We start from the raw sequence: 23,885 nt of genomic DNA, 5'->3' as shown, positions 1-23,885 counted from the left end.
CTTGCGAGGCTAGCCCGCGGTGCCGTTCGGCGACAGGGGCCCGCCGGGGCGGCGGCGGAGGCGGATCGGGCCCTTCGCGCGCGACGGGTCGACGATCTGCCCGCCCTGCACGATGTCGATCTCGCCGCGATCGACGAGCCGGCGGGCGGCGCGGCGGACGGGCTCCATCAGGGGGCGCCACTCCTCGCCGCCGACCGTGCGGGCGACCTCGGACGGGCACGCGGTGGACGTGGCCGCCCGGGCGAGGAGGACGCGGCGGATCTCGTCCTCGAGGAGCGCCTCCTCGGGGCCGACGCCGCGACGGCGGCACGCGTCGGAGCAGTAGCGGACGTTCTCCCAGTCGCGCGCCCACTTCGCGCGCCACTCGATCTCGCGGCCGCAGGAGGCGCAGGTCTTGCTCTCGGGGCGGGCGGAGGATTCGCGGACGCGGTGGGCCATGCCTCGAGTGTGCGCGCGCGGGGCGCCGTGGCGCGACGGGTTGCGCGGGGGTGCGCGTGCGGTCTGCAGGAGATCGTGCGGTCTGCAGGTGGTCGGGACCCGGATCCCGGATCGGCGCAGCGGAGAGCGCTCTTCGGCCCGCGGCTCCTGCAGATCGCACCTCGGGCTCCTGCAGACCGCACCGCGGAGTCCGGGAGCGACCGCAGGCTCGGGTGTCATACTCCGCAATGCGGCGAGGGCTCCCCCGGCAGTGCGACAGGCTGGAGGGGCAGTGCTGCGGCGCGAAGGCGAGCCGACCCCGCGCCGCATCCCCGATCGATCAGGAGCCTCCGATGAGCCGTGAGAACCTCGCCACCTCCGAGGCGGGCGCCGATCCGCATCCGCGTGCCGCGTTCGCCGGGCTGTCGCCGGAGGAGTTCAAGCTCGCGTTCCGCAATCACGCCGCCGGAGTCGCGCTGATCACCGCCGACCCGGGCACCGGCCCCGTCGCGCTGACCGCGACCTCTGTCTTCTCGGTGAGCGCCGAGCCTCCGCTGTTCGTGTTCTCCCTGTCGTCGGCGTCGTCGAGCTCGCCCGCGATCCAGGCGTCCGAGACGCTCGTCGTGCACCTGCTCGGCGCCGGCCAGCTCGATCTCGCGCGACTGGGCTCGACCAGCGGCATCGACCGCTTCGCCGACACGTCGATCTGGTCGCGACTGCCCACCGGCGAGCCGTACTTCCCGACGGCCGCCGCGTGGATCCGCGGCACCGTCATCAACCGCATGGAGGCGGGGTCGTCGACGATCGTCGCCGTCCACGCGCTCGAGGCCCACGTGCCCGAGGACTCGGACACGACCGCTCCGCTCGTCTACCACAACCGCACCTGGCACCACCTCGGCGAGCACTCCCGCCTGAGCTGACGCGCGCCGCTCCCCGGACTCGCAGCGCGAGCCCGCAGAAGTCGTCGTACTCGACCGTCGAGTACGACGACTCTCGCGTTCTCTAGTAGTGATGCGCGCGAGAACGGCGAACCGCGAGGCCGCCCCGGAACCCGGTGACGCTCCCGCATGTCGAGACGGGCGACGTCTGACGAACGGGCCGACCGGCACCTCGACTCCGCAGAAGTTGTCGCACTCGACCCTCCAGTGCGACAACTCCTGCGTTCTCGGCGAGTGCGGGTAGCGGCGCGAGCGGATCCGGGAGGCGCGGACTCCGAGACGCGCTGCGACAGCAGCGCACGTGCTCCGCACCCTCTGAGGAACGGGCGCGCAGGCGAGCGAGAACGCAGGAGTTGTCGCACTCGACCCTCGAGTACGACAACTCCTGCGTTCTCGAGAGGGGCCTACGCCGCAGGGCCCGTCGCCACCGGGCGGCCGGGGGTGTTCGACCACTGCGACCACGAGCCCGGGTACAGGCGCGGCGCGAAGCCCGCGAGGGTCAGCGCGACCGCGTCGGCGGCGGCCGTCACTCCGGAGCCGCAGTACACGCCGACAGGCGCCCCGGCCCGCACGCCGACCTCCTCGAAGCGCGCGCGCAGCTCGGACGACGGCAGGAAGCGGCCGTCGGAGTCGACGTTCCGGGTGGCCGGCGCGTTCAGCGCTCCCGGGATGTGCCCGGCGCGCGGGTCGATCGGCTCGACGTCGCCGCGGTAGCGCTCGGGCGCGCGCGCATCGAGCAGCACTCCGACGGACGGGAGCGCAGCCGCCGCGTCGATGTCGAGCACCGGCAGGGCGCCGTACGCGAGCTCCACGTCGCCGGCCACCGGAGTCACGGGTCCCGCCTCGAGGGCGCGACCCGACCCGGTCCAGGAGCGGAGCGACCCGTCGAGCAGGCGCACCTCGGCGACTCCGGCCGCGCGCAGCAGCCACCAGGCCCGGGCCGACGAGAGGTTCTTGAAGTCGTCGTAGACCACCACCGACTGGCCCCGCCGGAGGCCCCAGCCGCGTGCGGCCTCCTGGAGCGCCTCGATCGGAGGCAGCGGGTGCCGCCCGTCGGCCGGGTCGCCGTGCGCGGCGAGCTCGTGGTCGAGGTCGACGTACACCGCTCCCGGCAGGTGCCCCTCGAGGTACGCGGGCCGTCCGTCGGGGCGGTCGAGGCGCCAGCGCACGTCGAGGACGAGCGGGGGCTCGGGCGACGCGAGTGCCGCCTCCAGCTCCTCGGGGGTCACGAGCACGTCGCTGCGGTCGGGGAGATCGGTGTCGGAGGGAGCAGTGCCGGTCATGTCGGTCCTTTCGAGTGCGCTCACAGCGCGGTTCCGGGATTCAGGATGCCCTGCGGATCGAACAGCCGCCGCACAGCGCGCTGCAGGGCGACGACGTCGGGGCCGAGCTCGCGCCGCGCCCACTCGCGCTTCAGCCCGCCGACCCCGTGCTCGCCGCTGACGGTCCCGCCGAGCTCGAGGGCGAGGGCGAACACCGCCTCGGCCGCGGCGTCGGCCTGCGCGCGCGCCTCGTCGGTGTCGCTCCGGAGGCGGATGATCGGATGCAGGTTGCCGTCGCCGGCGTGCGCGAAGACGTAGACGTCGGCTCCCGTGTCCGCGGCGATCGCGTGGATGCGGCGGACGGCCTCGGCGAGACGCGACCGGGGCACGGCGATGTCCTCGATCAGGACCCGGCCCCGCGCCTCGATGGCGGGCAGAGCGTCGCGGCGCGCGGACGCGAGGGCGAGCCCCTCCGCCGCATCGAGAGTCGCCTCGACGCTGGTCGCGGTCTCCGCCAGCACCGCCCGCACGGCCTCGATCTCGTCCGCCGCGCCGAACCCGTCGGTCTGGACGAGGAGGAACGCGCCTCCCCGCTGCGCGAGGTGGGTGCCGCGCAGGGCGTCGATCGCCTCGAGGGTGCGGTCGTCGACGAGCTCGAGCACGCTCGGGCGGAGCCCGGCGAGCGCGAGGGCGACGGCGGCCTCGGCCCCCGCGGCGACATCGGCGAAGAACGCCGCGGCGGTCGCGGTGAGGCGGGGGCGCGGCAGGAGGCGGAGGGTCGCGCCGACGACGACGCCGAGGCTCCCCTCCGAGCCGACCACGAGGGCGGTCAGGTCGAGGCCGACGACGCCCTTCACGGTGTCCCGGCCGAGGTGCACCAGGGAGCCGTCGGCCAGGACGACGTCGAGGGCGAGCACGGCGTCGCGGGTGACCCCGTACTTCGCGCCGCGCAGACCGCCCGCGTTGGTGGCGATGTTGCCGCCGATGGTCGAGATCTCGACGCTGCCGGGGTCGGGCGCGTAGAGGAGGCCGTGGCGGGCGGCGGCGCGGTCGAGGTCGGCCGTGATCACCCCGGGCTCCACCCGTGCGACACCGTCGACCGGGTCGATCGAGAGGATGCGGTCGAGCCCGGAGACGTCGAGCACGATCGCGCCCTCCCCCGCGCTCGCGGCACCCGCGAGTCCGGAGGCGGCGCCGCGGGTCACCACGGGGATGCCGTGGGCGGAGGCGTGCACGAGCGTCGCGCGGACCTCGTCGACGTCGCGGGCGCGGACCACTCCGACGGGGTCGCCGGCGGGCGACCAGCCCGAGCGGTCGGCGCGGGCGACGACCGGTGCGATGGCCGGTACGACGGCCGGGGCGGGCGCGACGGCCACGGCCGGCGCGGCGACGCTCACGCCTCCACCCGCGTGATGATCGCGGCCGTCGCCGCCGACGCCTTCACCCGCTCGAGGAACAGCACCGCGGTCGCCGCGGCCGAGCGGTGCGTCGCGTCGTTCAGGGCGTCGTGCCGGCCGTCGGCGAGGAGGTGGATCTCGGCGCGCGGGGCCGTGCGGTAGACGGCCACCGCCTCCGCCACGGGGCTGATCGCATCGGCCTCACCGTGCAGCGCGAGCAGCGGCGCCCGCACGGCGCTCGCGGCGACGGCGAGCAGCTCCAGGGGCAGCACCGCGTCGCGCGCACCGGCGTCGGCCTCGCGGGCGAGCACCCCCGCGTGGGTCGGGCAGGCGGTCCGCTCGGCGATGCCCTCGCCTCCCCCGGCGCGGACGGGCAGACCGGCGACGATCACCGCGTCGACCACGTCGGGGTGGGTCGCGGCGAGCTCGAGGGCGACGGCCGCGCCCGCGTCCGAGCCGACCAGCACCAGCGGGGAGACGGCGCCGGGGTCGCGGAGGAGCTCGAGCGCGGCCTCCCGGATCCCCTCGGCGGTCGCATCGCCGAGCGCGCGGACGCGGTAGGCGTCGCGGGCGAGGCGGGTGCCGAAGCGCTCGTAGACGGCCGGCGTCTCGCCGCGGCCGCCGAGGACGATCAGCGTGCCGCGGGGCGCGATGCCCTCCGGCTCGTCGAAGTGCCGGGCGAGGGCGGCGGGGGTGGTCAGGGTCATGCGGGGACTCCTTCGGGAGAGGGGACGGAGAGCTCGGCGAGCGGGAGCGGCGCGACGGCCGCCTCCCGCCCGCGGAGCCCGAGGAGGAGCTGCAGGCGCTCGCTCACGGGAGCGTCGACACCGGCTCGGCGGGCGAGGAGCACGACCTCGCCCGTGAGGTGGTCGACCTCGCTGCCGGCGCCGCGGGCGAAGCTCTGCCAGGTCGAGAGGCGGCCGGCGGTGTGCCCGGCGACGGGGTCGACCCGGAGGCGGGTGCCGTCGTCGTCGGCGATCGCGCGGCCGTTCGCGGTGAGCGCGAGGCGCGCCTCCGCCACGAGGGCCTCGCGGGCGGCGGCCCGCTCGGCGTCGGTGCCGGAGAAGAGGTCGAGGCCGTTGACCGCGTTCGCGAGGAGCTTCCGCGCCTTCCACGCGCCGATGTCGGGCACGGCGCGGGCCGCGAAGCCCGCGCCGCGGAACGTCTCCGCGAACGCCGCGGCCCGAGGATCCTCGGCGTCGGGGTGCCGGCCGATCCACAGCACGCCGACGGTCGGGAAGGACGGCGAGACGACCTCGCCGGGGGTGAGGAAGCTGGCCGCGATGCCGATCGAGACGCCGAAGACATCGGCGAACCGGCGCAGCGCCGCATCCTCGGCCGCGAGTCCGTTCTGGAGGGTGAGCACCGGCAGCTCGCTGCCCGCTCCCCCGTCGGCCAGCGGCGTCCACGCCCACTCGGCGAGCGCCGCCTCGGCGTCCTGCGCCTTCACGGTCAGCACGAGGACGTCCCCTCGTCGCGGCGCGGCCTCGAGGGGCCCGCCGGCCACCGGCACGCGCACCGTCCGGTCGCCGCCCGGCCGCCGCAGGCGCAGCCCGCGCTCCCTCAGCAGGCGGAGGTGCTCGCCGCGCGCGATCAGGACGACGTCCTCTCCCGCGAGGTGCAGCTGCGCGGCGACGACCGAGCCCACCGCGCCGCCGCCGATGACGAGGAAGCGCCGGCTCACGAGGCCACCGCCGTCGCCCCGGGGACGGCGGCCAGGAGCGTCCGGGTGTACTCCGCCTCGGGCGAGCGGAAGACGCGGGAGGTGGTGCCCGCCTCCTCCACCCAGCCGCGGTTCAGCACCACGATCTCGTGCGACACGTCGGCGACGACCGCGAGGTCGTGCGAGACGACGAGGTAGGCGACTCCGAGGTCGTGCTGCAGCTCGACCAGCAGCGCGAGGATCTGCGCCTGCACCGACACGTCCAGCGCCGACACCGGCTCGTCCAGCAGCACGAGGTCGGGGCCCAGCGCGAGCGCCCTGGCGATCGCCACCCGCTGCCGCTGTCCACCCGAGAGCTCGGCGGGCAGCCGGGAGAGGAAGGAGCCGGGCAGGCCGACGCGGTCGAGGAGCTCCTGGGCGCGGGCGAGCCGGGAGGCGCGATCGCCGACTCCGAAGGACACCAGCGGCTCGACGACCGACTCGAGCACGGTGAACCGCGGGTCGAGGGCGGCGAACGGATTCTGGTGCACCAGCTGGATGCGCCGGCGGAGCGGCCGCCACTGCGTCTCGCCCGCGCGCGTCAGATCGGCGCCCTCGACGAGCACGCGGCCGCTCGACGCGCGCTCGAGCCCGAGGGCGATCCGCAGCGCCGTCGTCTTGCCCGAGCCCGACTCGCCCACCAGCGCGAGCGTCTGCCCGGCGCGGACCGAGAACGAGACGTCGTCGAGTGCACGGAAGCCGCCGCGCCGCCCGGGGAGCGGGAAGTCCTTGACGACGTTCTCTATCCGCAGGATCTCGGGAGCCGGCTGCACCCGCTCGAAGCGCGGGACGAGCGCGCCGCCGTGCCCGAGGCCGGGCGCCGCGTCGATCAGAGCACGGGTGTACTCCTCGCGCGGCGCGACGAGGATCTCGGCCGGCGGACCCTGCTCGATCACCCGGCCGGCCCGCATCACGAGGACGCGGTCGGCCCGGTCGGCCGCGACGGCGAGGTCGTGCGTGATGATCAGCAGCGCGATCCCCTGCTCGCGCACGAGCGACTGCAGGTGGTCGAGGATCCGCTTCTGCACCGTGACGTCGAGGGCGGAGGTGGGCTCGTCGGCGATGATCAGCCGCGGCCTCCCCGCCAGCGCGAGCGCGATCAGCGCGCGCTGACGCAGACCCCCCGAGAGCTCGTGCGGGTACTGCCGTGCCCGCAGCTCCGGGTCGTCGATCCCCGCCTGCGCGAGCGCGTCGAGCACCTCGGCGTCGACCGAGCGGCGGTCGACGCCGCGCAGGCGCACCGCCTCGGCGATCTGCGCGCCGATCCGGAGGGTCGGGTCGAGTCCGACCATCGGGTCCTGCGGCACCAGGCCGACGAACCGACCGCGGAGGCGTCGCAGCTCCTTCTCGCCGGCGCGCGTCACGTCGTCGCCGGCGATCTCGATCGAGCCGCCGGTGATGCGCCCGTTCGCGGGGAGCAGCCCGAGGACGGCGTTCGCGGTCGTCGACTTGCCCGACCCCGACTCGCCGACCACGGCGACGACCTCGCCCGGTGCGATCTCGAGCGAGACCCCGTGCACGACGTCCTGCCCGCCGTAGGCGACCGAGAGGCCCTCGAGCCGCACGAGCGCGCTCATCGCTGGACCTCCTCGACGGTCTTGGCCACGTGGTTCAGCGACAGCACCAGGAGGCCGACGAAGAGTCCGGGCAGGAGCGAGAGCCACGGGCTGGTCACCAGGTAGTTGCGTCCGCTCGAGATGAGCGTCCCCCACTCGGCGGCGGGCGGCGCCGCTCCGAAGCCGAGGAAGCTCAGCGCAGCCACGGCGATGATCGCGGTGCCCAGATCGAGCACCGCCAGGACGGCGACCGGACCCCACGAGTTGGGGAGCACGTGCCGCACGAGGATGCGCAGGCGAGTGGCGCCTCCGGTGCGGGCCGCCTCGACGTAGGGCAGCGTCTTGACCCGCAGCACCTCGGCGCGGGTGGTCCGCGCGAAGCCCGGCAGGATCCCGATGCCCACGGCGAGCGCCACCGGCAGCGTGCCGAAGCCGATCGCCGTGACGATGGCGAGCGCCAGCAGCAGGCCCGGGATCGCGAGCAGAACGTCGACGATCCGCATGACGACCGCGTCGACGACTCCGCCCGCGTAGCCCGAGGCGACGCCGAGCGCAAGACCGCCGACCAGGGCGATCGCGATCGCGATCACGGTGGCCTGGATGGTCAGCGCCCCGCCGTGCAGGACCCGCGCGAACAGGTCGCGGCCGAGCTCGTCGGTGCCGAAGAGGTGGGCCGGGCCGGGCGCCTGGAGCTTGTCGGCCGGCGCCGTCGCGTACGGGTCGTACCCGGTGAACAGCGCAGGGGCGATCGCCGAGAGCAGGACGAAGACGGCGAAGGCGAGCGCGATCACGAAGCCCGGGCGGCGCAGGAGCAGCCTCACTGCCCTGAGGCGCCGCGCGGTCCTGCCGTGCGGGGCGCGCTCGCGGGTCTCCGGGGCGAGCGCCCGGGCGGTCGCGGTCCTGGTCAGTTCGAGCGTCATGGCCGGCTCGCCTTCGGTGTCGTGGTGATGCGCGGATCGAGGAGGGGGTAGAGCAGGTCGACGAGGAGGTTGATCCCGACGAAGACGGCCGCGGCCAGCACCACGACGGCCTGCACCACCGGCACGTCCTGGGTGAGCACCGACTCCTGGGCGAGCGTCCCGATGCCCTGCCGGGCGAAGATCGTCTCGGCGACGATCGCGCCCGTGACGGTGTTGCCTGCCAGGATGCCGAGGATCGTCAGGGCGGGCAGCGAGGCGTTGCGGAACGCGTGCCGCCACTGCACGGCGGCGCGGGAGAGCCCCGCGGCGCGGGCGGTGGTGATGTACGCCTCCCTCTCGACGTCGGCGAAGCTGCGGGTCAGCACCTGGGCGAGCATCGCCGAGGTGGGGATCGCCATCGTCACCGCCGGCAGGATCAGGCTCGCCGGTGTCGCGCTGCCCGTGGAGGGCAGCACGTGCAGGGTGAAGGCGAAGAACTGGATGAGCAGCAGGCCGATCCAGAACCCGGGGAACGCGACTCCCGCGGAGGGCAGCCGGCTCAGCAGGATCTTGAGCGGACGCCACTGCACGTACGCCGCCAGGGAGGCGAGCGCCGTGCCGCCGACGAGCGCGAGTCCGATGGCGAGGGCGCTGAGCTGCAGGGTGCCCGGCAGCTTCTCGGCGATCAGCTGACTGACGGGGATCCCCTTGGTGATGGAGGTGCCGAAGTCGCCCCGGAGCGCGTCGCCGAGCATGTGCAGGTACTGCTGCCAGACCGGCTGGTCGAGTCCGTAGCGCGCCTGGGCCTCGGCGAGCTGCTCGGGGGTGAGCGAGTCGACCTCGACGTTGTTGGCCGAGAGCAGGAGCGCGAGCGGATCGCTCGGCAGCAGCCACAGCACCGCGAAGGTCACCGTGTACGCGGCCCACAGCACGAGGACCGCCTGGCCGAGCCGGCCGGCGAGGTAGCGGCCGAGGCCCGAGGGGGCCGAGCGGGTGCCCGGCCTCCGCGGTGCCGCCGGTGCCGCGAGGGTCGTCACGGCTGGATCCAGGTGCCGGAGAAGTCGCCGAACGCCTCGGAGGTGAAGCGGAAGCCGTGCACCGCCGACGAGACGCCGGCCAGCTGCACCCGCTCGGCGAAGGGGAAGACCAGCGCGTTCTCGAGCAGGTGGTCCTGCAGCTCGGCGTAGACCGCCGCCCTGGCGGTCGTGTCGATGGTCTGGACGCCCTCGTCGAGCAGTGCCTGCACCTCTGCGGCCTGCTCGGCGGTGAAGTTGTTCACGGCCTGCGCCTTCGATCCGGCGTACCGGGAGTCGATGATCCACTGGATCACCCCCGGATCGGCACGGGTGTAGTAGGTCGAGATCAGGTCGTAGTCCCCGCTGCCCAGCACGTCGGCGCGCTGCGCGTTCGTGATCACGTTCAGCTCGAGGTCGATGCCCACCTGCTTGAGCTGGTCCTGGATCAGCTGGTCGCCCGCTCCGAACTGCGCCACGATCGGCACCGAGAGGGTGAGCCTCCGCCCGTCCCGGTAGCGGTAGCCGTCGTCGCCGAGCGCCCAGCCCGCCTCGTCGAGCAGCTCGCCTGCGCCGTCGGCGTCGAAGGCCAGCGCCGAGGACTCGTCCTCGTAGAACGGCGTCGTGGTGGTGTAGACGCTCGTCACCGCCGGGTAGTCGGCGCCGAAGATCGTCGACGCGTAGGTCTCGCGGTCGATCGCCTTCTGCACGGCCTCGCGCACCCTCTGGTCCGAGAGGATCCTCCCCTCCGAGACGTTCGGGTAGTAGTTGCTCGCGGGGCCCGGCAGCGACCGGCTCTCGACGGTGTCGCCGTTGCCCGTGATCACCGCCTGGTCGTTCTCGGAGACCGGGTTCCGGCCCCAGGCGATGTCGATCTCGTCGCTCGTGAGCTGGCCGACGCGGACGCTGTCCTCGGCGACGTAGCTGACGTCGATCCCGTCGAGGTACGCCTCGCCCGCGTTGTCGCGGAGCGCGGAGCCCCAGGCGTAGCCGACGCGCTTGTCGAGCGTGATGCCGGTGCCGGGCGTGTAGTCCGTCAGCGTGAAGGGCCCGGAGCCGACCACGGCCCCGAGGCAGCGCTCCTCGGGCGTCTTCTCGTACGAGGAGGCGGCGAGGATCGCGAGGTTGGTCGTCGAGGTGCCCTGGAGGAACGCGGCGTTGGGCGTCGAGAAGGTGACGGTGACCGTGTCGGCGTCGACCACCTCCGTGCCCGAGTAGCCGGCCAGGTAGACGCCGCCGTAGGCCGAGGGCAGCTGCGCGAGGGTCGCCGCGTCGTTGTCGAAGGCGGTCTTCACGCTCTCGGCGGTGAACGCGGTGCCGTCCGAGAAGGTCACGTCGGTGCGCAGGTCGAAGGTGTACTCGGTGCCGGCGTCGTCGACGCTCCAGCCGGTCGCGAGCCACGGCACGATCTCCCCCGTCTCCGGGTCCTGATCGGTCAGGGAGTCGGCGACGTTGCGGATGACCGTGCGGTGCTCGATCCAGTAGGTCTGGAACGGGTCGACGCACGAGAACGCGGCGTTGTCGGGGAAGAACGCGAGCGAGAGGCGGCCACCGGCCACCGGGGTCGCGTCGTCGGAGGCGGTCCCCGCGTCGGAGGATCCGGAGCAGGCGGTCAGGGCGAGGGAGGCGGCGAGGGTGAGCGCGGCGGCGCCGGCCCAGCGGGATCGTCGACGAGTCATGGCGGTGTTCCTTCAGTGCAGGGGGTGTCGGGAGGAGTCAGTGCGCGGCGAGGGTGCGTGTGCCGGCGATCAGGAGGGCGGCGTCGTCCTGCGGCGGGTGCACCCGCGAGGCGAGGACGTCGCGCAGGTGGCGCTCGAGCGGGTGGTGCCGCGTGAGTCCGGGGTTGCCGAGGGCGGCGACGGCGGTCTCGACCGCCGCGATCGCCGAGCGGGTGGCGAGCAGCTTGCCGACGACGAGGCGCTCGGCGGCCCGCGGATCCCCCGCGTCGACGCGGCCGGCGAGCGAGAGCAGCACCTCCTCGGCCTGCACGAGCTGCGCCTCGATCTCGCCGGCGACCGAGCGGATGCGCTCCGTCGTGGCGATCGGCCGCCCGAGCGAGGTCGGTACGCGGTCATTCGCGAAACGGACGAAGAAGCTCTGCGCCGCCCGCCCCACGCCCACGTACAGCGCCGCGACCGCGAGGCCGAAGCCTCCGCCCGCCCCCGCCTCGGGAGGCAGCTGCGAGCGCGGCGTGCCGCGGAAGTGCTCGAGCGGCAGACGCACCTGCTCGTAGACCACGTCGTGCGTGCTCGAGGCCCGCTGGCCGAGGTGGTCCCAGGTCCTCTCGATCCGGACGCCCGGAGCGTCTCCCGGGACGATCGCGTGCGCCAGCTCGGGCTCACCCGAGGCGCCCTGCAGGTCGACCGCCCAGACGAGGTGGTAGGCGAGCCCCTCGGAGCCGGTGGCGAAGCCCTTGCGCCCCTCGAGCACCCACTCGTCGCCGTCGCGGCGGACCGTGGTGGCGGGCAGTCCGCCGCGGGCGGGGGCGCCCCACTCGGGCTCGGCCCGCACGGCGTTCAGCAGCACGGGGCGCTCGGCGGAGTCGGCGAGGACCGCGCGGTAGAGCTCGTCGGGCCAGGTCGCAGCGCGGTCCTGAGCGGTGTGCTGCAGCACGGTCATCGCCGAGATGAGCGCGACCGCGGGGTCGCCCTGCCCGAGCGCGCCGAAGATCCGGACGAGATCGACCGTCGAGGGCGGGGTGCCGCCGTAGCGGGAGCCGACCGCGAGGGTGAGGAGCCCGGCGTCGTGGACGGCGCGGATCCCCTCCCACGGGAACTCGGCGGTGCGGTCGTAGTGCTCCGCGGTCTCGGCGAGGCGGGCGGTGAGCCGGGCGAGCGCCCGGTCCGAGAGATCGGGGACGACGCGGGCGGGGGCGTCGAGCAGCGTCACGCGGTCGCTCCGACCAGCTCGGTGCTCTCGAGCGGAGGCTGCGCGACGATCTCGCCGCGGCGGCCGGTGGCCTCGCGGTGCGCGAGCTCCTCCCGGACGAGCGGGATGAGGTAGCGCCCGTAGTCGACCGCGTCGTTGAGGTTGTCGTAGCCGCGGATCGAGATCAGATCGGCGCCGAGGTCGACGTAGTCGAGGATCGCGGCGGCGACGGTCTCGGGAGTGCCGACCAGGGCGGTGGAGGCGCCCTGCGCGCCGGTCGCGGTCGCGGTCGGCGTCCAGAGGGCCCGGTCGTGCAGATCCTTGCGGCGCGCGATGTCGAGCAGGCGCTGCGACCCGACGTTCGCAGGTCCCTTCGCGCCGGGGGTCTGCACCCAGAGGCCCTTCTCGCCCTTGCGCGGGTTCGCGGTCGTCGCCGAGCGGCTCTGCAGGATCCCGAGGATCCGGTGCGCCTTCTCCCACGCGAGCTCCTCGGTCGGCGCGATGATCGGCCGGAAGGTGACCCAGGTGCGCGGAGTGTCGGCGCGGCCGGCCGCGAGGGCGGCGTCGGCGATCCGGTCGATCTGCTGCTGGGTGTCGGCCAGCGGCTCGCCCCACAGCCCGAAGATGTCGGCGAGCGCGCCGCCCTGGCGGTAGGCCTCGTCGCTCGAGCCGCCGACCGAGACGGGGATGCTCCCGCGCACGGGCCGGACCCGCGAGACGAAGTCCTCGAACCGGTAGTGGGCGCCCTCGTGGTCGAACGGCTCGGTCGCCGACCAGACCTGTCGCAGGATCCGGATGTACTCCTCCTGGCGGGCGTAGCGCTCGGTCTTGCCGAGGCGGTCGCCCTCGCGCGCCTGCTCGTGGTCGTCGCCCCCGGCGATGAAGTGCACGACGGCCCGGCCGCCGGAGAGCTGGTCGAGAGTGGCGAGGGCCTTGGCCGCCACCGTCGGGTAGACCGTGTTCGGCCGCAGCGCCACGATCGGCTTCAGGTGCTCGGTGTACTGCGTGACCGCGGAGGCGACGGTGAAGGGGTCGTGCCCGGCCGAGCCGTAGGGCACGAGCGTGTAGTCGAAGCCGCCGTCCTCGAGGATCCGCGAGTAGCGGCGGAGGTGGGCGACGTCGATGGCCGACCGGGCGAGGCCGTTGACCTCGTTGGAGCTGTTGACGTTGATCGCGGAGATGAACTCGACGGCCATGGTGGCGGTCCTTTCGGCAGGAGAGGTGCGCGAGGGCGCGGAGGAGGGCTCGCGGGCACGGCGGAGCGGCCCGGAGGAGAGGGGGCGACGGCGCTCGTCGAGGAGCGCGGGTCGCGTGCGGCGGAGTCCGCCGCGTCAGTGCCGGCGACGCCGAGGCGTCAGCGGGAGAGCGGACAGGAGCACCCGCGCACCGACGCGGAGAGCTTCCCGTCCACCGGCATTCGGCCGGGGAGCACCCGGGGGCGCCTTTCGCCGGCCGCGGGGTCCACGCGCGCCGCTCGGACCGCGCCGGTGGGCGCGGTCTCGACGAGGGCGTGCGGGGAGGTCATGTCATCGACGCTACGGGCGGCCCGCTCCCGGCGTCCAACGATGATTCCGGATGCGTTCCGATCGGCGAACCCGATCGTTGGTAAGAATCCGTCATGTCCGCGCGGCGTCACGAGCGCACCTCGCGCAGCGCCGTCCTGCCGCGGGAGGGGCCGAACAGCTCGGCGAGCGCGGCGAGCGCCGTGTCCTCGACATCGGGTGCGAGGCCGCGGCGCGAGACCAGGCGGAGGTTCACCGAGCCCAGCGCGGGCAGGTCGTGCCGCGCCTCGAGGCCCTCGGCGACGGGGCCCTGGTGCGAGGTCGGCAGCACCGCGACTCCGATCCCCGCTCTGGCCGCGGCGATGACGCCCTCGAGCCCCGCGGACTCGGCGACGACCCGCACCTCGTGCCCGAACGCGCCGAGCTGCTGGAGGGCGCGCTGACGCATCCCGCACGGCTCCGAGTAGGCGACGAGCGGGATCGGCGCGCCCTCCGGCGGCTGCCAGCCGGGGGCCGCGTACCAGTCGAGCGGCAGCGTGGCGACCTGGCGGCCCGGCAGGTCGCCGCCGACGCCGAGGATGACAGCGAGGTCGACGACTCCGCGGGCCACCGCCTCCGCGAGATGCGTGGAGCGGTCGAGCGAGAAGCTCAGCGGCCGGTCGTCGAAGGCGCGGCGCAGGGTCTCGAGCAGCCGGGGCAGCAGCTGCTCGGCGGCCGGCTCGGTCAGGCCGAGGGCCAGCGGGTTCTCGCTCGCCGCATCGAGGGTCTCGAGCGCGTCGTCGTGGACGGCGAGGATGCGGCGGGCCTGCACGAGCAGGCGCTCGCCGGCCGGAGTGAAGCGGGCCTTCCTGCCCGCCTTCTCGATGAAGGTGCGCTCGAGCCGGCGCTCCAGGGTGCGCACGTGCTGCGACACCGTCGGCTGGCTGATGTGCAGCGCCACCGCCGCCCGGCCGAAACCACCGCAGTCGGCGATCGCCACGAGCGTGCGCAGGTGGACGATGTCGAGGGTCTCGGGCATGCCCCGACGCTACTGACGGGCCACTCGGGCCTCGACCGCGGCCGCAACACGCCGACATGTCGCGGCAGACGACGGAGCGGACGGGACCCCGGAAGGCCCCGTCCGCTCCGGAGGATCGGTCTCAGTGCGCGATCACCGGCTCCGCTCCCGGAGTCGCCGCGATCGCGTCCGACCTCCGGCGGAACAGCAGCACCGACAGCACCGCGCCGAGGGCGAAGAACCCCGCGCCCCAGCCGTAGGCCACCGCGTAGCTCTGCACCGCCGCCTCCGCCGCCGTGGCCGCCGTCGCCGGGGTGTGGGAGGCGAGGTAGTCGGTGACCGCGGTGGCCGCGAGCGTGTTGAGGAGCGCCGTGCCGATCGATCCGCCGACCTGCTGGCTCGTGTTGACCATCGCCGAGGCGACTCCGGCGAAGCGCACGTCGACTCCGCGGGTCGCCGTCTGCATCGACCCGGGCATGATCGAGCCCATCGCGAAGCCGAGCACCATCAGCGCCGGCAGGACATCGGCCGCGTAGCCGCTGTCGAGGTCGAGGCGGGTGAGCAGCAGCATGCCGATCACTCCGAGCACCATGCCGAACGGCACCATGGTCTTCGGGCCGAAGCGCGGCAGGAGGAGGTTCGTCGACAGCTGGGCGGCGAGCACCAGCATGCCGATCATCGGCAGGAACGAGAGACCGGTCTGGATCGGCGAGTAGCCCAGCGACACCTGCAGGTAGTAGGTGACGAACAGGAAGATGCCGAACATCCCGGCTCCCGCGATGAGCACCGAGAGGTAGGCGGCGCCGCGGTCGCGGTCGAGCACGATCTGCAGCGGCAGCAGCGGGTGCTCGGTGGTGCGCTGGCGCTGCACGAAGCCGACGAGCAGCACGACGGCCGCGGCGAGCGGCACCCAGGTCATCGGCGAGTCCCAGCCGTCGGTCTCGGCGTTGGCGAAGCCGAACACGAGGCCGAAGAGGGCGGCCGAGACGAGGACCGTTCCGGGGACGTCGAGCCTCGGGCGGGGTCCGGAGCGGTCGATCGCCGGCACGAAGACGATCGCGCCGATGACCGCGACGACCGCGATGATCACATTGATGTAGAGGTTCCAGCGCCAGTCGAAGCTCTCGGTGAGCAGGCCGCCGAGGAGGAGGCCCACGGCGCCGCCGGCCCCCGCGATCGCGCCGAAGACGCCGAACGCGCGCGCCCGCTCCTTCGGCACGGTGAAGGTCGTGGTGAGGACCGCGAGCGCGGTCGGGGCCAGCAGAGCGCCGAACACGCCCTGCAGAGCGCGGGCCGCGATGAGCAGCTCGAAGTTCGGCGCGGCGCCGCCGAGCGCGGAGGCGATGGCGAAGCCGATCAGGCCGATGACGAAGGTGCGCTTGCGTCCGATGAGGTCGGAGAGGCGTCCGCCGAGCAGCAGGAGGCTGCCGAAGGCGAGCGAGTAGGCGGTGACCACCCACTGGCGGTCGCCGTCCGAGAAGCCGAGATCGGCCTGGGCGGCGGGGAGGGCGATGTTCACGACGGTGGAGTCGAGCACGACCATGAGCTGGGCGAGTCCGACGGCGACGAGGGTCCACCAGCGGCGGTTCGAGGGCACCGGGACCGCGGGGGCGGTGACGACCGGCAGTGAGGAGGTCTGCGACATGGAGGAGACCATATACGAGACTCGCGAGTTTCGGAACTGCTCGGTTCTGTATTCGTCGTAGAATTCACGTGGCCGTCATCCGGGCGGTCTCTGATCGACAGGAGACGCTGCGATGACGCCGCCCCCCTCCCCCCTGCTCGAGCCCGACGCGCCCAGCCGGCCCGGCCGCCGCCGCGATCCGTCCCGCGACGTCGAGATCCTCACCGCGGCGCTCGACGTCCTCGCCGAGACGGGCTACGACGGCATGACGATCGACATGGTCGCCGCCCGCGCCCGCGCCGGCAAGGCCACGCTCTACCGCCGCTGGGACTCGAAGGCCGAGCTGGTCGTCGAGGCGCTCGCGTGCATGAAGGGCGCCGATCTCACCGAGTCGGCGCTGCCCGACACGGGCACGCTGCGGGGGGATCTCGTCGCCCTGATCAAGCCCCGGACGATGGAGGACGCCGAGCGCAAGCTCCAGATCATGGCCGGAGTCGTGGCCATGGTCTCCAAGTCGCCCGAGCTCTCCGACGCCGTCCGCGCCGCGATCGTCGAGCCGCGCGCGCGGGCCAACGGCTTCCTCCTGCGCCGCGCGATCGCCCGCGGCGAGATCGGCGAGGACATCGACGTCGAGCTGATCGCGCTGATCACCCCGGCGATGGTCGCCTACCGTGTGCTGCTGCTGCGCGAGCCGGTCGAGCGGGCCTACCTGGTGTCGCTCATCGACGACATCCTGCTGCCCGCGGTCGGGCTGCCGGGCGGGGAGTGACGGGCGGTTCCCCGGCCCGACGGGCGCGTGCGTCGAAGCACCCCCGCGGAGTCTCCTAAAATCGGAGCCATGTCGAAAGTGTTGAGCAGTCTGCCCGTGGGCGAGCGTGTCGGAATCGCATTCTCGGGAGGCCTCGACACATCCGTCGCTGTCGCCTGGATGCGCGAGAAGGGTGCGGTCCCCTGCACCTACACCGCCGACATCGGCCAGGCCGATGAGCCCGACATCGAGAGCGTCCCCTCGCGCGCCGCGCAGTACGGCGCCGAGATCTCGCGCCTCGTCGACGCCAAGAGCGCGCTGGTCGAGGAGGGCCTCGTCGCCCTGCAGTGCGGCGCCTTCCACATCCGCTCGGGAGGCAAGACCTACTTCAACACCACCCCGCTCGGCCGCGCGGTCACCGGCACGCTGCTGGTGCGCGCGATGCGCGAGGACGGCGTCGACATCTGGGGCGACGGCTCCACCTACAAGGGCAACGACATCGAGCGGTTCTACCGCTACGGCCTGCTCGCCAACCCGCGCCTGCGCATCTACAAGCCCTGGCTCGACGTGCAGTTCGTGAACGAGCTCGGCGGACGCACCGAGATGTCGGAGTGGCTGGTCGCCCGCGGCTTCCCCTACCGCGACGCCACCGAGAAGGCCTACTCCACCGACGCCAACATCTGGGGTGCGACCCACGAGGCCAAGCGCCTCGAGGAGCTCAGCAGCGGCATGGAGCTGGTCGAGCCGATCATGGGAGTCGCCGCCTGGCGCGAGGACGTCGAGATCGCCGCCGAGACGGTCTCGGTCCGCTTCGAGGCCGGCCGCCCCGTCGCGATCAACGGCGTCGAGTACGCCGACCCGGTCGCCCTCGTCCTCGAGGCGAACACGATCGGCGGACGCCACGGCCTGGGCAACTCCGACCAGATCGAGAACCGCATCATCGAGGCGAAGAGCCGCGGCATCTACGAGGCCCCCGGCATGGCGCTGCTGCACCTGGCCTACGAGCGCCTCCTCAACGCGATCCACAACGAGGACACGATCGCGCAGTACCACTCCGAGGGCCGCCGCCTCGGCCGCCTGATGTACGAGGGCCGCTGGCTCGACCCGCAGTCGCTGATGCTGCGCGAGTCGATCCAGCGCTGGGTCGGCTCGGCCGTCTCCGGCGAGGTCACCGTTCGCCTGCGCCGCGGAGACGACTACACGATCCTCGACACGTCGGGACCGGCGCTCAGCTACCACCCCGACAAGCTGTCGATGGAGCGCGTCGGCGACGCCGCCTTCGGCCCCGAGGACCGCATCGGCCAGCTCACGATGCGCAACCTCGACATCGCCGACTCGCGCTCGCGCCTCGAGCAGTACGCGGCCGCCGGTCTCGTCGGCGGGCCGACCGCCGAGCTCGTCGGGCACCTCGAGATCGGCGAGGGCGAGGCGATCACCGAGGGCGGAGGTACCGCTGCGGCCGATGCGCTCGGCCGCGCGACCGACCTCGCGTCCGAGGGCGCCGCGTTCGACGCCGGCACCGACTGACACCCTGCACACCGGAAGCCCCCGGGCACGCCGCTCCTCGGAGCCGGGCGCGCCCGTGGGCTTGTTCCGTCTGCGGGTCCGGTGTCACCTCCGGCTCGCGGGAAACCGTTCGGCTCGTCGAATCCGCCGGATTCCGCGAGCCGAACGCGACTTCACGAGCCGAACCTCAGCGTCGGCGACCTCCGGCTCGCAAGAACCCGTTCGGCTCGCAGACATCGCCGGATCGCGCGAGCCGAACGCGATTCGACGAGCCGGAGGTGTCTCAGGAGGCGTGCGGCGTCCGCACCAGGGCCAGCGCCGCGTCGACCGTCGCCACCGACTGCGCGGAGTCGACGCGCGCCAGCACCAGCGCCGCGACCAGCAGCGACACCAGCACGTCCGCCTGCTGCGCCCGCCACGCGGAGGAGGCGCCCGGCCAGCGCGCCGCCGCTCCCGCGCGCATCGCGGCCAGCAGCTCCGCACGGTAGTCGGCGATCTCCTCGCGCACCGCGTCGTCCCGCGCGATCGGCGCTCCCGCCGCGTTCAGCAGGAGGCAGCCGCTCCGTGCCGAGATCGACGCCGCGTCGGCCAGAGCGCCGCGCAGTCCGCCGAAGTAGGCCTCGAGTGCGCCGGAGGAGACGGCTCCCGACACGAGAGGGGCCAGCCGCGGCCGCACCACCTCGTCGAGGTAGCTCTGCACCGCCGCGTCGAACAGCCCGCGCTTGCTGCCGAACGCGTGGTAGAGGCTCGAGCGGCCGACCCCCGTGGCGCTCTCGAGCTCGGGCAGGGACGCCTCCTCGAAGCCGCGCTCCCAGAAGACGGCGCGCGCGGAGCGGACGACCGCGTCGGTCTCGAAGCCCTGCAGCCGGCCCATCGCGCCTCCCCTGGTTGTGTAACGCTCGATCCAGTATATTGTGGACCAGCCATTACACAATCAGGAGGCGCCGTGATCGTCATCGGACTCGTGCTCGCGGCCCTCGCCGCGCTGCTGCACGTCTACATCTTCGTGCTCGAGTCGCTCCTCTGGACGACTCCTCGGGCGCGGACGACCTTCGGCACGACCTCGGGCGAGGCCGAGGCCACCCGAGAGCTGGCGTTCAACCAGGGCTTCTACAACCTGTTCCTCGCGATCGTGACGATCGTCGGGATCATCGCCCTCGCCTCCGGGGCGACCGCCGTCGGCGCCGCGCTGGTCTTCACGGGCACCGGCTCGATGGTCGGCGCCGCGCTGGTGCTGCTGCTCTCCGCCCCCGCGAAGCGCCGCGCCGCCCTGACCCAGATGGCTCCGGGTCTGCTCGCGGTGATCGCCCTCGCGATCGGCCTGCTCGCCTCCTGATCCACCGCTCCACCCGAAAGGCCCCCATGACCGTCACCAGCACCCAGATCCAGCTCGTCCGCCGTCCCGACGGCTGGCCCGTCGCCGACGACTTCCGCACCGCTCAGGTGAGCTACGACGATCCCGCCGACGGCGAGGTCCGCGTCGCGAACGCGTTCCTCTCGGTCGACCCCTACATGCGCGGCCGCATGAACGACGTCAAGAGCTACACCCCGCCCTACGCGCTCGGCGAGACCATGACCGGAGGCGCGATCGGCCGGGTCACCGCCTCCGCCGACCCCGCCGTGCCGGTCGGCAGCGTCGTGCTGCACCAGCTCGGCTGGCGCGACATCGCGCAGGCGCCCGCGTCGCAGTTCCGCGTCGTCGACGAGATCCCCGGGGTCCCGCTGTCGCTCCGGCTCGGCGTCCTCGGCATGACCGGGCTCACCGCCTACGTCGGCCTCACCGCGATCGCCGGGATGAAGGAGGGCGACACCGTCTTCGTCTCGGGTGCCGCGGGAGCCGTCGGCTCGGCCGCCGGGCAGATCGCGCGCCTCCTGGGCGCCTCGCGCGTGATCGGATCCGCGGGCTCCGCAGAGAAGGTCGCGCTGCTCACCGGCAGGTACGGCTACGACACCGCGTTCGACTACCACGCGGCGCCCGTGCGCGAGCAGCTCGCCGCCGCGGCGCCCGAGGGCATCGACGTCTACTTCGACAACGTCGGCGGTGACCACCTCGAGGCCGCGCTCGACGCGTTCCGCGACGGCGGGCGGGCGGCGCTGTGCGGCGCGATCGCCGGCTACAACTCGACCGCGAAGCCGGCCGGGCCCGACAACATGGCGAACATCATCACCCGCGGGCTCACCCTGCAGGGCTTCACCCTGAGCGGCTACCTCGACCACGCGCCGGAATTCAACCGCCTGATGTCCGGCTGGTTCGCCGAGGGCCGGATCGCCTACGACGAGACGGTCGTGGACGGCATCGAGAACGCCGTCGATGCGTTCCTCTCGATGATGCGCGGCGGCAACACCGGCAAGATGGTCGTCCGCCTCTAGCGGCACGACCGAGGGAACCCCGGAGCGTCGAGACCGCCCGCTGCAGCGGGCTCTCTCGACGGTCCGCGGTTCCCGCGGTGCGGGATCAGCGCTTGACGGCGTCGATCTTGAGCATCTTCGCGATGACCGAGTCGAGCTCGGAGTCGTCGAAGATCTTCTTCCAGTCGTCCTTGATGAGCGCCTCGCGGCCGTAGCCCATCGCGATGTGGCACGCCTCCGAGAAGGGGTTCGAGCCGCGCAGGCCGTTCGTCAGCGCGATCCAGGTGTGGCCGTAGAGCATGGCGCGGGCGGCCTCGTAGGGCACGCCGACTCCGTTCACGGTCTCCTCGAGCGCCTCCTTGAGGAACTCGCCGATCATGCAGGCGATGGTCTCGACCAGCGTCGGCTCGAGCACGGCCAGCTGCTTGACGGTGACCCAGTGCACCGCGATGACGGGTGCGTAGATCGTCGAGATGACGCCCTCGGCGATCGCCCGGACGTCGTCGTCCGCCTCCTCGAGAGCCGCGACGACCTCCTGCGGGGCCGCGATGCCTCCGAACGTGTCGGCCCACTCCTCCGGAGTGGTGCGCTCGAGGAACACCGAGGGGTGGCAGGGGTGCGCCACGGCGTAGTGGATGTCCTCGCGCTTCGCGAGCAGCCCCGCGTACGCCGCCGCCGGGTCGAGCGTCAGGATGATCGCGCCCGACTTCATCTGCGGGATGACGTCCTCCGAGACCGCGCCGAGCACGACGTCGGGGACGGCGAGGATGACGACGTCGGCGTCCGCGACGGCGTCCGGGGTCGAGTTGATCTCGCGCCCGGCCTCGCGGGTGCGCTCCTGGCCGGCGGGCGACGCCTCCGAGTAGAGCGCGGTGTAGGCGGACTTCTGCAGGTTGTTCGAGACCCGCATGCCCATCTTGCCGCCGGCGCCGATCACGGCGACGGTCAGGGCGGGGGCGGCGGTGCCCGATTCGGAAACAGCGGTGTCGGTCATGGGTTCCTTCTCCTCAGGTGGTCGAGAGTGCGGGCGGTCCACTCGGCTTCGAGCCGAGTGGTGACGAGTGCCTGCTCCGCGGCGGGGACGGTGTCCTGCCAGGGGAGCCAGAACTCGATGATCTGGTGGATGCCGCGGGCATCCGGGTCGAGCAGCGCGAGCATGCCGTCGTAGTCGAGGCGTCCGTCGCCGAGCGCGGTGCCGGTGTAGACGAAGCCGACCCAGCCGGGGTTGCGGCTGAAGTCGAAGTCCTTGACGTGCCAGTTGGCGACCCAGGGGGCGCAGAGCGCCGTCACGTCGCCCGGCAGCTCGAGGTTCGCGACGGTGTTCGCCGGGTCGAGGCAGATGCGGACCCGCGGGTGATCGAGCGTCTCGACGACGTCGACGAGGGCGGCGGTGCTCACCTGCTCGTAGGTCTCGAGTGCGAGGGTGACCCCCGCGGTCTCGAGCTCGGGGGCGATCTCGCCGAGCCGCCGCAGCGTCTCCTCGCGGTCCGGCCGGTCCGCCCCCGAGGTCCACATGCTGCGCAGCAGCGTCACGTCGAGCGCGGCGGCCAGGCGGAGGTAGCGCCGCAGGTGCTCGGGGTCGGTGCCGCGCGTGCCGAGCTCGAGGGCGACGCCCTCCGCCGCGGCGAGCGCACGCAGCGACTCGAGCCGCTCCGCGTCGAACTCCTCGACGGCGGGGACGTCGCACAGCTGCAGCAGGCCGACGCCGAGCGCGGCCGTCTCGCGCACCATGTCCTCGATGCCGAGCGGCTCGGGCACGCGGTCGGAGGAGCGCCAGAAGAACGCGTAGCTGCTCAGCCCGATCACGAGCCGGCCCCTGCGAGCGCGAGCGCCTCGTCGAGGATCGTGCGCACCGCCTCCGGATCGTGAGCGAAGCGGCCGAGGAAGAGCCCGGGCACCCGGCCCTCGAGCGCGGTGAGCAGTCCGGGACCGGCGCTGCCGCCGTAGATCACGCGGCTGCCGGCCCGGCCCGGGAGCGCGGTGAGCGCCTCCTCGAGGGCGGTGACGACTCCGGCGATGAACTCCGGCTCGGCGGGCTCGGGGGCGCCGATCGCCCAGACCGGCTCGTACGCGGCGAGGATCGGCCCGAGGGCTCCCGCCGCGTCGGCCGCCTCGAGCGCGGAGATGATCTGCGCGAGCACCAGCTCGACCGCGTCCTCGACGCTGCCGCGCTCGGTCTCGCCGACGCACAGCAGCGGCACGAGGTCGTGGCGGAACGCGGCGGCCACCTTGAGGCGGATCCGCTCGTCGTCGTCGCCGAAGAGGGCGCGGCGCTCGGCGTGGCCGATCTCGACCAGCCGGCAGCCGACCTCGCGCAGCTCGGCACCGCTGACCTCGCCGGTGAACGCTCCCGCGTCCTCCCAGAACAGGTCCTGCGCGCCGAGCGCGAGGCCCGCCTCCGCCACGAGAGCGCTGACCGGCACCAGCGAGGGGAATGTCGGCACGACGAACAGCTCGACCGCGCCGGAGGTGATCGCCGGATGCGTCCGCGCCAGCTCGGCGACGCTGCGCGCCCAGTCGAGCGTCCGCGCGTGCCCGAAGTACATCTTCAGGCTCACGCCGATCGTGAACGCGGGGGCCGGACCCGCGATGGGGCTCAGCACGACGAGGGCGACGCGGCGACCCCGTCGGCGGGGTGGCCGGCCTCGTAGGCCTCGATGACGCGCACCTTCTCGGCCGAGGCGGAGGAGGTGTCGAACTCGTACCCCAGCCACTCCTTCACGAGGCGGCGGGCGAGCTCGATGCCGACGACGCGCTGGCCCATGCAGAGCACCTGCGCGTCGTTCGAGAGGATCGAGCGCTCGACCGAGAACGAGTCGTGCGCGGTCACCGCGCGGATACCGGCGACCTTGTTCGCGGCGATCGCGACTCCGAGCCCGGTGCCGCAGATCAGGATCGCGCGATCGGCCTCGCCGCGGGCCACCATCTCGGCGGCCGCGATGGCGACGCTCGGGTACGGCGTGTGCGACTCGGCATCGACGCCCACATCGACCAGGCTCGCGACGCGCGAGTCCTTCTCGAGGTCGGCCTTGATGATCTGCTTGTAGTCGAAGCCGGCGTCGTCGGAGCCGACGACCAGGCGGAACGGTGCGCTCATGGGTGTTCTC

At 73.4% G+C, this 23,885-nt stretch carries 23 protein-coding genes; 5 read left to right on the top strand and 18 right to left on the bottom strand.

Annotated elements, in window-relative coordinates; all coding sequences use genetic code 11:
- Nucleotides 1–9: 9 nt before the first annotated feature.
- Complete coding sequence (locus GSU68_RS07415) at nt 10–438, bottom strand: DUF2256 and DUF3253 domain-containing protein (protein WP_159906892.1); 429 nt, start codon at nt 436–438, stop codon at nt 10–12.
- 332 nt (nt 439–770) lie between these two features.
- Between GSU68_RS07415 and GSU68_RS07410 the strand changes: the two genes are divergently transcribed.
- Nucleotides 771–1,337, top strand: coding sequence for a flavin reductase family protein (locus tag GSU68_RS07410; protein WP_159906890.1), 567 nt, complete (start codon nt 771–773; stop codon nt 1,335–1,337).
- Between the two features lie 422 nt (nt 1,338–1,759).
- Here GSU68_RS07410 and GSU68_RS07405 read toward each other — a convergent pair whose 3' ends face one another.
- The 12 genes from GSU68_RS07405 to GSU68_RS07350 form a co-directional block, all read right to left on the bottom strand.
- The gene (locus GSU68_RS07405) at nt 1,760–2,638 is read right to left on the bottom strand and encodes a sulfurtransferase (RefSeq protein WP_159906888.1); all 879 of its coding nucleotides are present in this window, start codon (nt 2,636–2,638) and stop codon (nt 1,760–1,762) included.
- Between the two features lie 20 nt (nt 2,639–2,658).
- Nucleotides 2,659–4,014 (bottom strand): FAD-linked oxidase C-terminal domain-containing protein, encoded by a 1,356-nt coding sequence (locus tag GSU68_RS07400; protein ID WP_159906886.1) that lies wholly within the window; start codon nt 4,012–4,014, stop codon nt 2,659–2,661.
- A complete protein-coding gene (locus GSU68_RS07395; protein WP_159906885.1) occupies nt 4,011–4,721 on the bottom strand; it encodes a lysophospholipase in 711 nt (236 codons plus the stop codon). The genes GSU68_RS07400 and GSU68_RS07395 overlap by 4 nt, the downstream gene beginning before the upstream one ends.
- Nucleotides 4,718–5,698 carry a 2-dehydropantoate 2-reductase N-terminal domain-containing protein gene (locus GSU68_RS07390; RefSeq protein WP_159906883.1) on the bottom strand — a complete coding sequence of 327 codons (981 nt, stop codon included), beginning with the start codon at nt 5,696–5,698 and terminating at the stop codon, nt 4,718–4,720. The genes GSU68_RS07395 and GSU68_RS07390 overlap by 4 nt, the downstream gene beginning before the upstream one ends.
- A complete protein-coding gene (locus GSU68_RS07385; RefSeq protein ID WP_159906881.1) occupies nt 5,695–7,293 on the bottom strand; it encodes an ABC transporter ATP-binding protein in 1,599 nt (532 codons plus the stop codon). The genes GSU68_RS07390 and GSU68_RS07385 overlap by 4 nt, the downstream gene beginning before the upstream one ends.
- A complete protein-coding gene (locus GSU68_RS07380; RefSeq protein WP_159906879.1) occupies nt 7,290–8,192 on the bottom strand; it encodes an ABC transporter permease in 903 nt (300 codons plus the stop codon). Before GSU68_RS07380 ends, GSU68_RS07385 begins: the two co-directional genes overlap by 4 nt.
- Nucleotides 8,189–9,208 (bottom strand): ABC transporter permease, encoded by a 1,020-nt coding sequence (locus GSU68_RS07375; RefSeq protein WP_159906877.1) that lies wholly within the window; start codon nt 9,206–9,208, stop codon nt 8,189–8,191. Before GSU68_RS07375 ends, GSU68_RS07380 begins: the two co-directional genes overlap by 4 nt.
- The gene (locus GSU68_RS07370) at nt 9,205–10,863 is read right to left on the bottom strand and encodes an ABC transporter substrate-binding protein (RefSeq protein ID WP_159906875.1); all 1,659 of its coding nucleotides are present in this window, start codon (nt 10,861–10,863) and stop codon (nt 9,205–9,207) included. Before GSU68_RS07370 ends, GSU68_RS07375 begins: the two co-directional genes overlap by 4 nt.
- A 37-nt stretch (nt 10,864–10,900) precedes the next feature.
- Nucleotides 10,901–12,073, bottom strand: a complete 1,173-nt coding sequence (locus GSU68_RS07365) for an acyl-CoA dehydrogenase family protein (protein ID WP_244259426.1) — start codon at nt 12,071–12,073, stop codon at nt 10,901–10,903.
- The gene (locus GSU68_RS07360) at nt 12,070–13,248 is read right to left on the bottom strand and encodes an LLM class flavin-dependent oxidoreductase (protein ID WP_159906873.1); all 1,179 of its coding nucleotides are present in this window, start codon (nt 13,246–13,248) and stop codon (nt 12,070–12,072) included. The genes GSU68_RS07365 and GSU68_RS07360 overlap by 4 nt, the downstream gene beginning before the upstream one ends.
- Before the next feature lie 436 nt (nt 13,249–13,684).
- Entirely contained in the window at nt 13,685–14,572 is an 888-nt protein-coding gene (locus GSU68_RS07355) for a LysR substrate-binding domain-containing protein (RefSeq protein ID WP_159906871.1), read from the bottom strand.
- 121 nt (nt 14,573–14,693) lie between these two features.
- Nucleotides 14,694–16,196 (bottom strand): MFS transporter, encoded by a 1,503-nt coding sequence (locus GSU68_RS07350; protein ID WP_159906869.1) that lies wholly within the window; start codon nt 16,194–16,196, stop codon nt 14,694–14,696.
- Between the two features lie 112 nt (nt 16,197–16,308).
- Between GSU68_RS07350 and GSU68_RS07345 the strand changes: the two genes are divergently transcribed.
- Nucleotides 16,309–16,944 carry a TetR/AcrR family transcriptional regulator gene (locus GSU68_RS07345; RefSeq protein WP_159906867.1) on the top strand — a complete coding sequence of 212 codons (636 nt, stop codon included), beginning with the start codon at nt 16,309–16,311 and terminating at the stop codon, nt 16,942–16,944.
- Nucleotides 16,945–17,013: 69 nt separating this feature from the next.
- Complete coding sequence (gene argG, locus GSU68_RS07340; protein ID WP_159906865.1) at nt 17,014–18,450, top strand: argininosuccinate synthase; 1,437 nt, start codon at nt 17,014–17,016, stop codon at nt 18,448–18,450.
- A gap of 262 nt (nt 18,451–18,712) precedes the next feature.
- Here the strand turns inward: argG and GSU68_RS07335 are convergent, their stop codons facing one another.
- The gene (locus GSU68_RS07335) at nt 18,713–19,303 is read right to left on the bottom strand and encodes a TetR/AcrR family transcriptional regulator (protein WP_159906863.1); all 591 of its coding nucleotides are present in this window, start codon (nt 19,301–19,303) and stop codon (nt 18,713–18,715) included.
- Between the two features lie 72 nt (nt 19,304–19,375).
- Here GSU68_RS07335 and GSU68_RS07330 point away from each other — a divergent pair, with 72 nt between their 5' ends.
- Nucleotides 19,376–19,765 (top strand): DUF1304 domain-containing protein, encoded by a 390-nt coding sequence (locus GSU68_RS07330; RefSeq protein WP_159906861.1) that lies wholly within the window; start codon nt 19,376–19,378, stop codon nt 19,763–19,765.
- 26 nt (nt 19,766–19,791) lie between these two features.
- Nucleotides 19,792–20,799 carry an NADP-dependent oxidoreductase gene (locus GSU68_RS07325; protein ID WP_159906859.1) on the top strand — a complete coding sequence of 336 codons (1,008 nt, stop codon included), beginning with the start codon at nt 19,792–19,794 and terminating at the stop codon, nt 20,797–20,799.
- Nucleotides 20,800–20,884: 85 nt separating this feature from the next.
- On the opposite strand, the gene GSU68_RS07320 is transcribed toward GSU68_RS07325, so the two are convergent.
- From GSU68_RS07320 to GSU68_RS07305, 4 genes are read right to left on the bottom strand one after another with little or no spacing between them, the layout of a single operon-like run.
- Nucleotides 20,885–21,772 (bottom strand): phosphogluconate dehydrogenase C-terminal domain-containing protein, encoded by an 888-nt coding sequence (locus tag GSU68_RS07320; RefSeq protein WP_159906857.1) that lies wholly within the window; start codon nt 21,770–21,772, stop codon nt 20,885–20,887.
- Nucleotides 21,769–22,584: a sugar phosphate isomerase/epimerase family protein gene (locus tag GSU68_RS07315; RefSeq protein ID WP_244259425.1), complete on the bottom strand. Its 816-nt coding sequence runs from the start codon at nt 22,582–22,584 to the stop codon at nt 21,769–21,771. Before GSU68_RS07315 ends, GSU68_RS07320 begins: the two co-directional genes overlap by 4 nt.
- Nucleotides 22,581–23,336: a triose-phosphate isomerase family protein gene (locus GSU68_RS07310; RefSeq protein ID WP_244259424.1), complete on the bottom strand. Its 756-nt coding sequence runs from the start codon at nt 23,334–23,336 to the stop codon at nt 22,581–22,583. Before GSU68_RS07310 ends, GSU68_RS07315 begins: the two co-directional genes overlap by 4 nt.
- A 38-nt stretch (nt 23,337–23,374) precedes the next feature.
- A complete protein-coding gene (locus tag GSU68_RS07305; RefSeq protein ID WP_159906855.1) occupies nt 23,375–23,875 on the bottom strand; it encodes a ribose-5-phosphate isomerase in 501 nt (166 codons plus the stop codon).
- Between the last annotated feature and the right edge of the window lie 10 nt (nt 23,876–23,885).

Origin of the sequence: Rathayibacter sp. VKM Ac-2759 (assembly GCF_009834225.1) — a bacterium.
Classification (GTDB): domain Bacteria; phylum Actinomycetota; class Actinomycetes; order Actinomycetales; family Microbacteriaceae; genus Rathayibacter.
The sequence above is the reverse complement of the archived record's forward strand: the minus strand, read 5'-3'. Positions and strand labels throughout refer to the sequence as shown.

Coding starts and splice junctions, on each gene's coding strand:
- GSU68_RS07355 (WP_159906871.1), bottom strand. CDS start 14,572: ATGCCCGAGACCCTCGACATCGTCCACCTGCGCACGCTCGTGGCGATC.
- GSU68_RS07345 (WP_159906867.1), top strand. CDS start 16,309: ATGACGCCGCCCCCCTCCCCCCTGCTCGAGCCCGACGCGCCCAGCCGG.
- GSU68_RS07320 (WP_159906857.1), bottom strand. CDS start 21,772: ATGACCGACACCGCTGTTTCCGAATCGGGCACCGCCGCCCCCGCCCTG.
- GSU68_RS07335 (WP_159906863.1), bottom strand. CDS start 19,303: ATGGGCCGGCTGCAGGGCTTCGAGACCGACGCGGTCGTCCGCTCCGCG.
- GSU68_RS07325 (WP_159906859.1), top strand. CDS start 19,792: ATGACCGTCACCAGCACCCAGATCCAGCTCGTCCGCCGTCCCGACGGC.
- argG (WP_159906865.1), top strand. CDS start 17,014: ATGTCGAAAGTGTTGAGCAGTCTGCCCGTGGGCGAGCGTGTCGGAATC.
- GSU68_RS07350 (WP_159906869.1), bottom strand. CDS start 16,196: ATGTCGCAGACCTCCTCACTGCCGGTCGTCACCGCCCCCGCGGTCCCG.
- GSU68_RS07410 (WP_159906890.1), top strand. CDS start 771: ATGAGCCGTGAGAACCTCGCCACCTCCGAGGCGGGCGCCGATCCGCAT.
- GSU68_RS07380 (WP_159906879.1), bottom strand. CDS start 8,192: ATGACGCTCGAACTGACCAGGACCGCGACCGCCCGGGCGCTCGCCCCG.
- GSU68_RS07385 (WP_159906881.1), bottom strand. CDS start 7,293: ATGAGCGCGCTCGTGCGGCTCGAGGGCCTCTCGGTCGCCTACGGCGGG.
- GSU68_RS07395 (WP_159906885.1), bottom strand. CDS start 4,721: ATGACCCTGACCACCCCCGCCGCCCTCGCCCGGCACTTCGACGAGCCG.
- GSU68_RS07360 (WP_159906873.1), bottom strand. CDS start 13,248: ATGGCCGTCGAGTTCATCTCCGCGATCAACGTCAACAGCTCCAACGAG.
- GSU68_RS07415 (WP_159906892.1), bottom strand. CDS start 438: ATGGCCCACCGCGTCCGCGAATCCTCCGCCCGCCCCGAGAGCAAGACC.
- GSU68_RS07405 (WP_159906888.1), bottom strand. CDS start 2,638: ATGACCGGCACTGCTCCCTCCGACACCGATCTCCCCGACCGCAGCGAC.
- GSU68_RS07370 (WP_159906875.1), bottom strand. CDS start 10,863: ATGACTCGTCGACGATCCCGCTGGGCCGGCGCCGCCGCGCTCACCCTC.
- GSU68_RS07305 (WP_159906855.1), bottom strand. CDS start 23,875: ATGAGCGCACCGTTCCGCCTGGTCGTCGGCTCCGACGACGCCGGCTTC.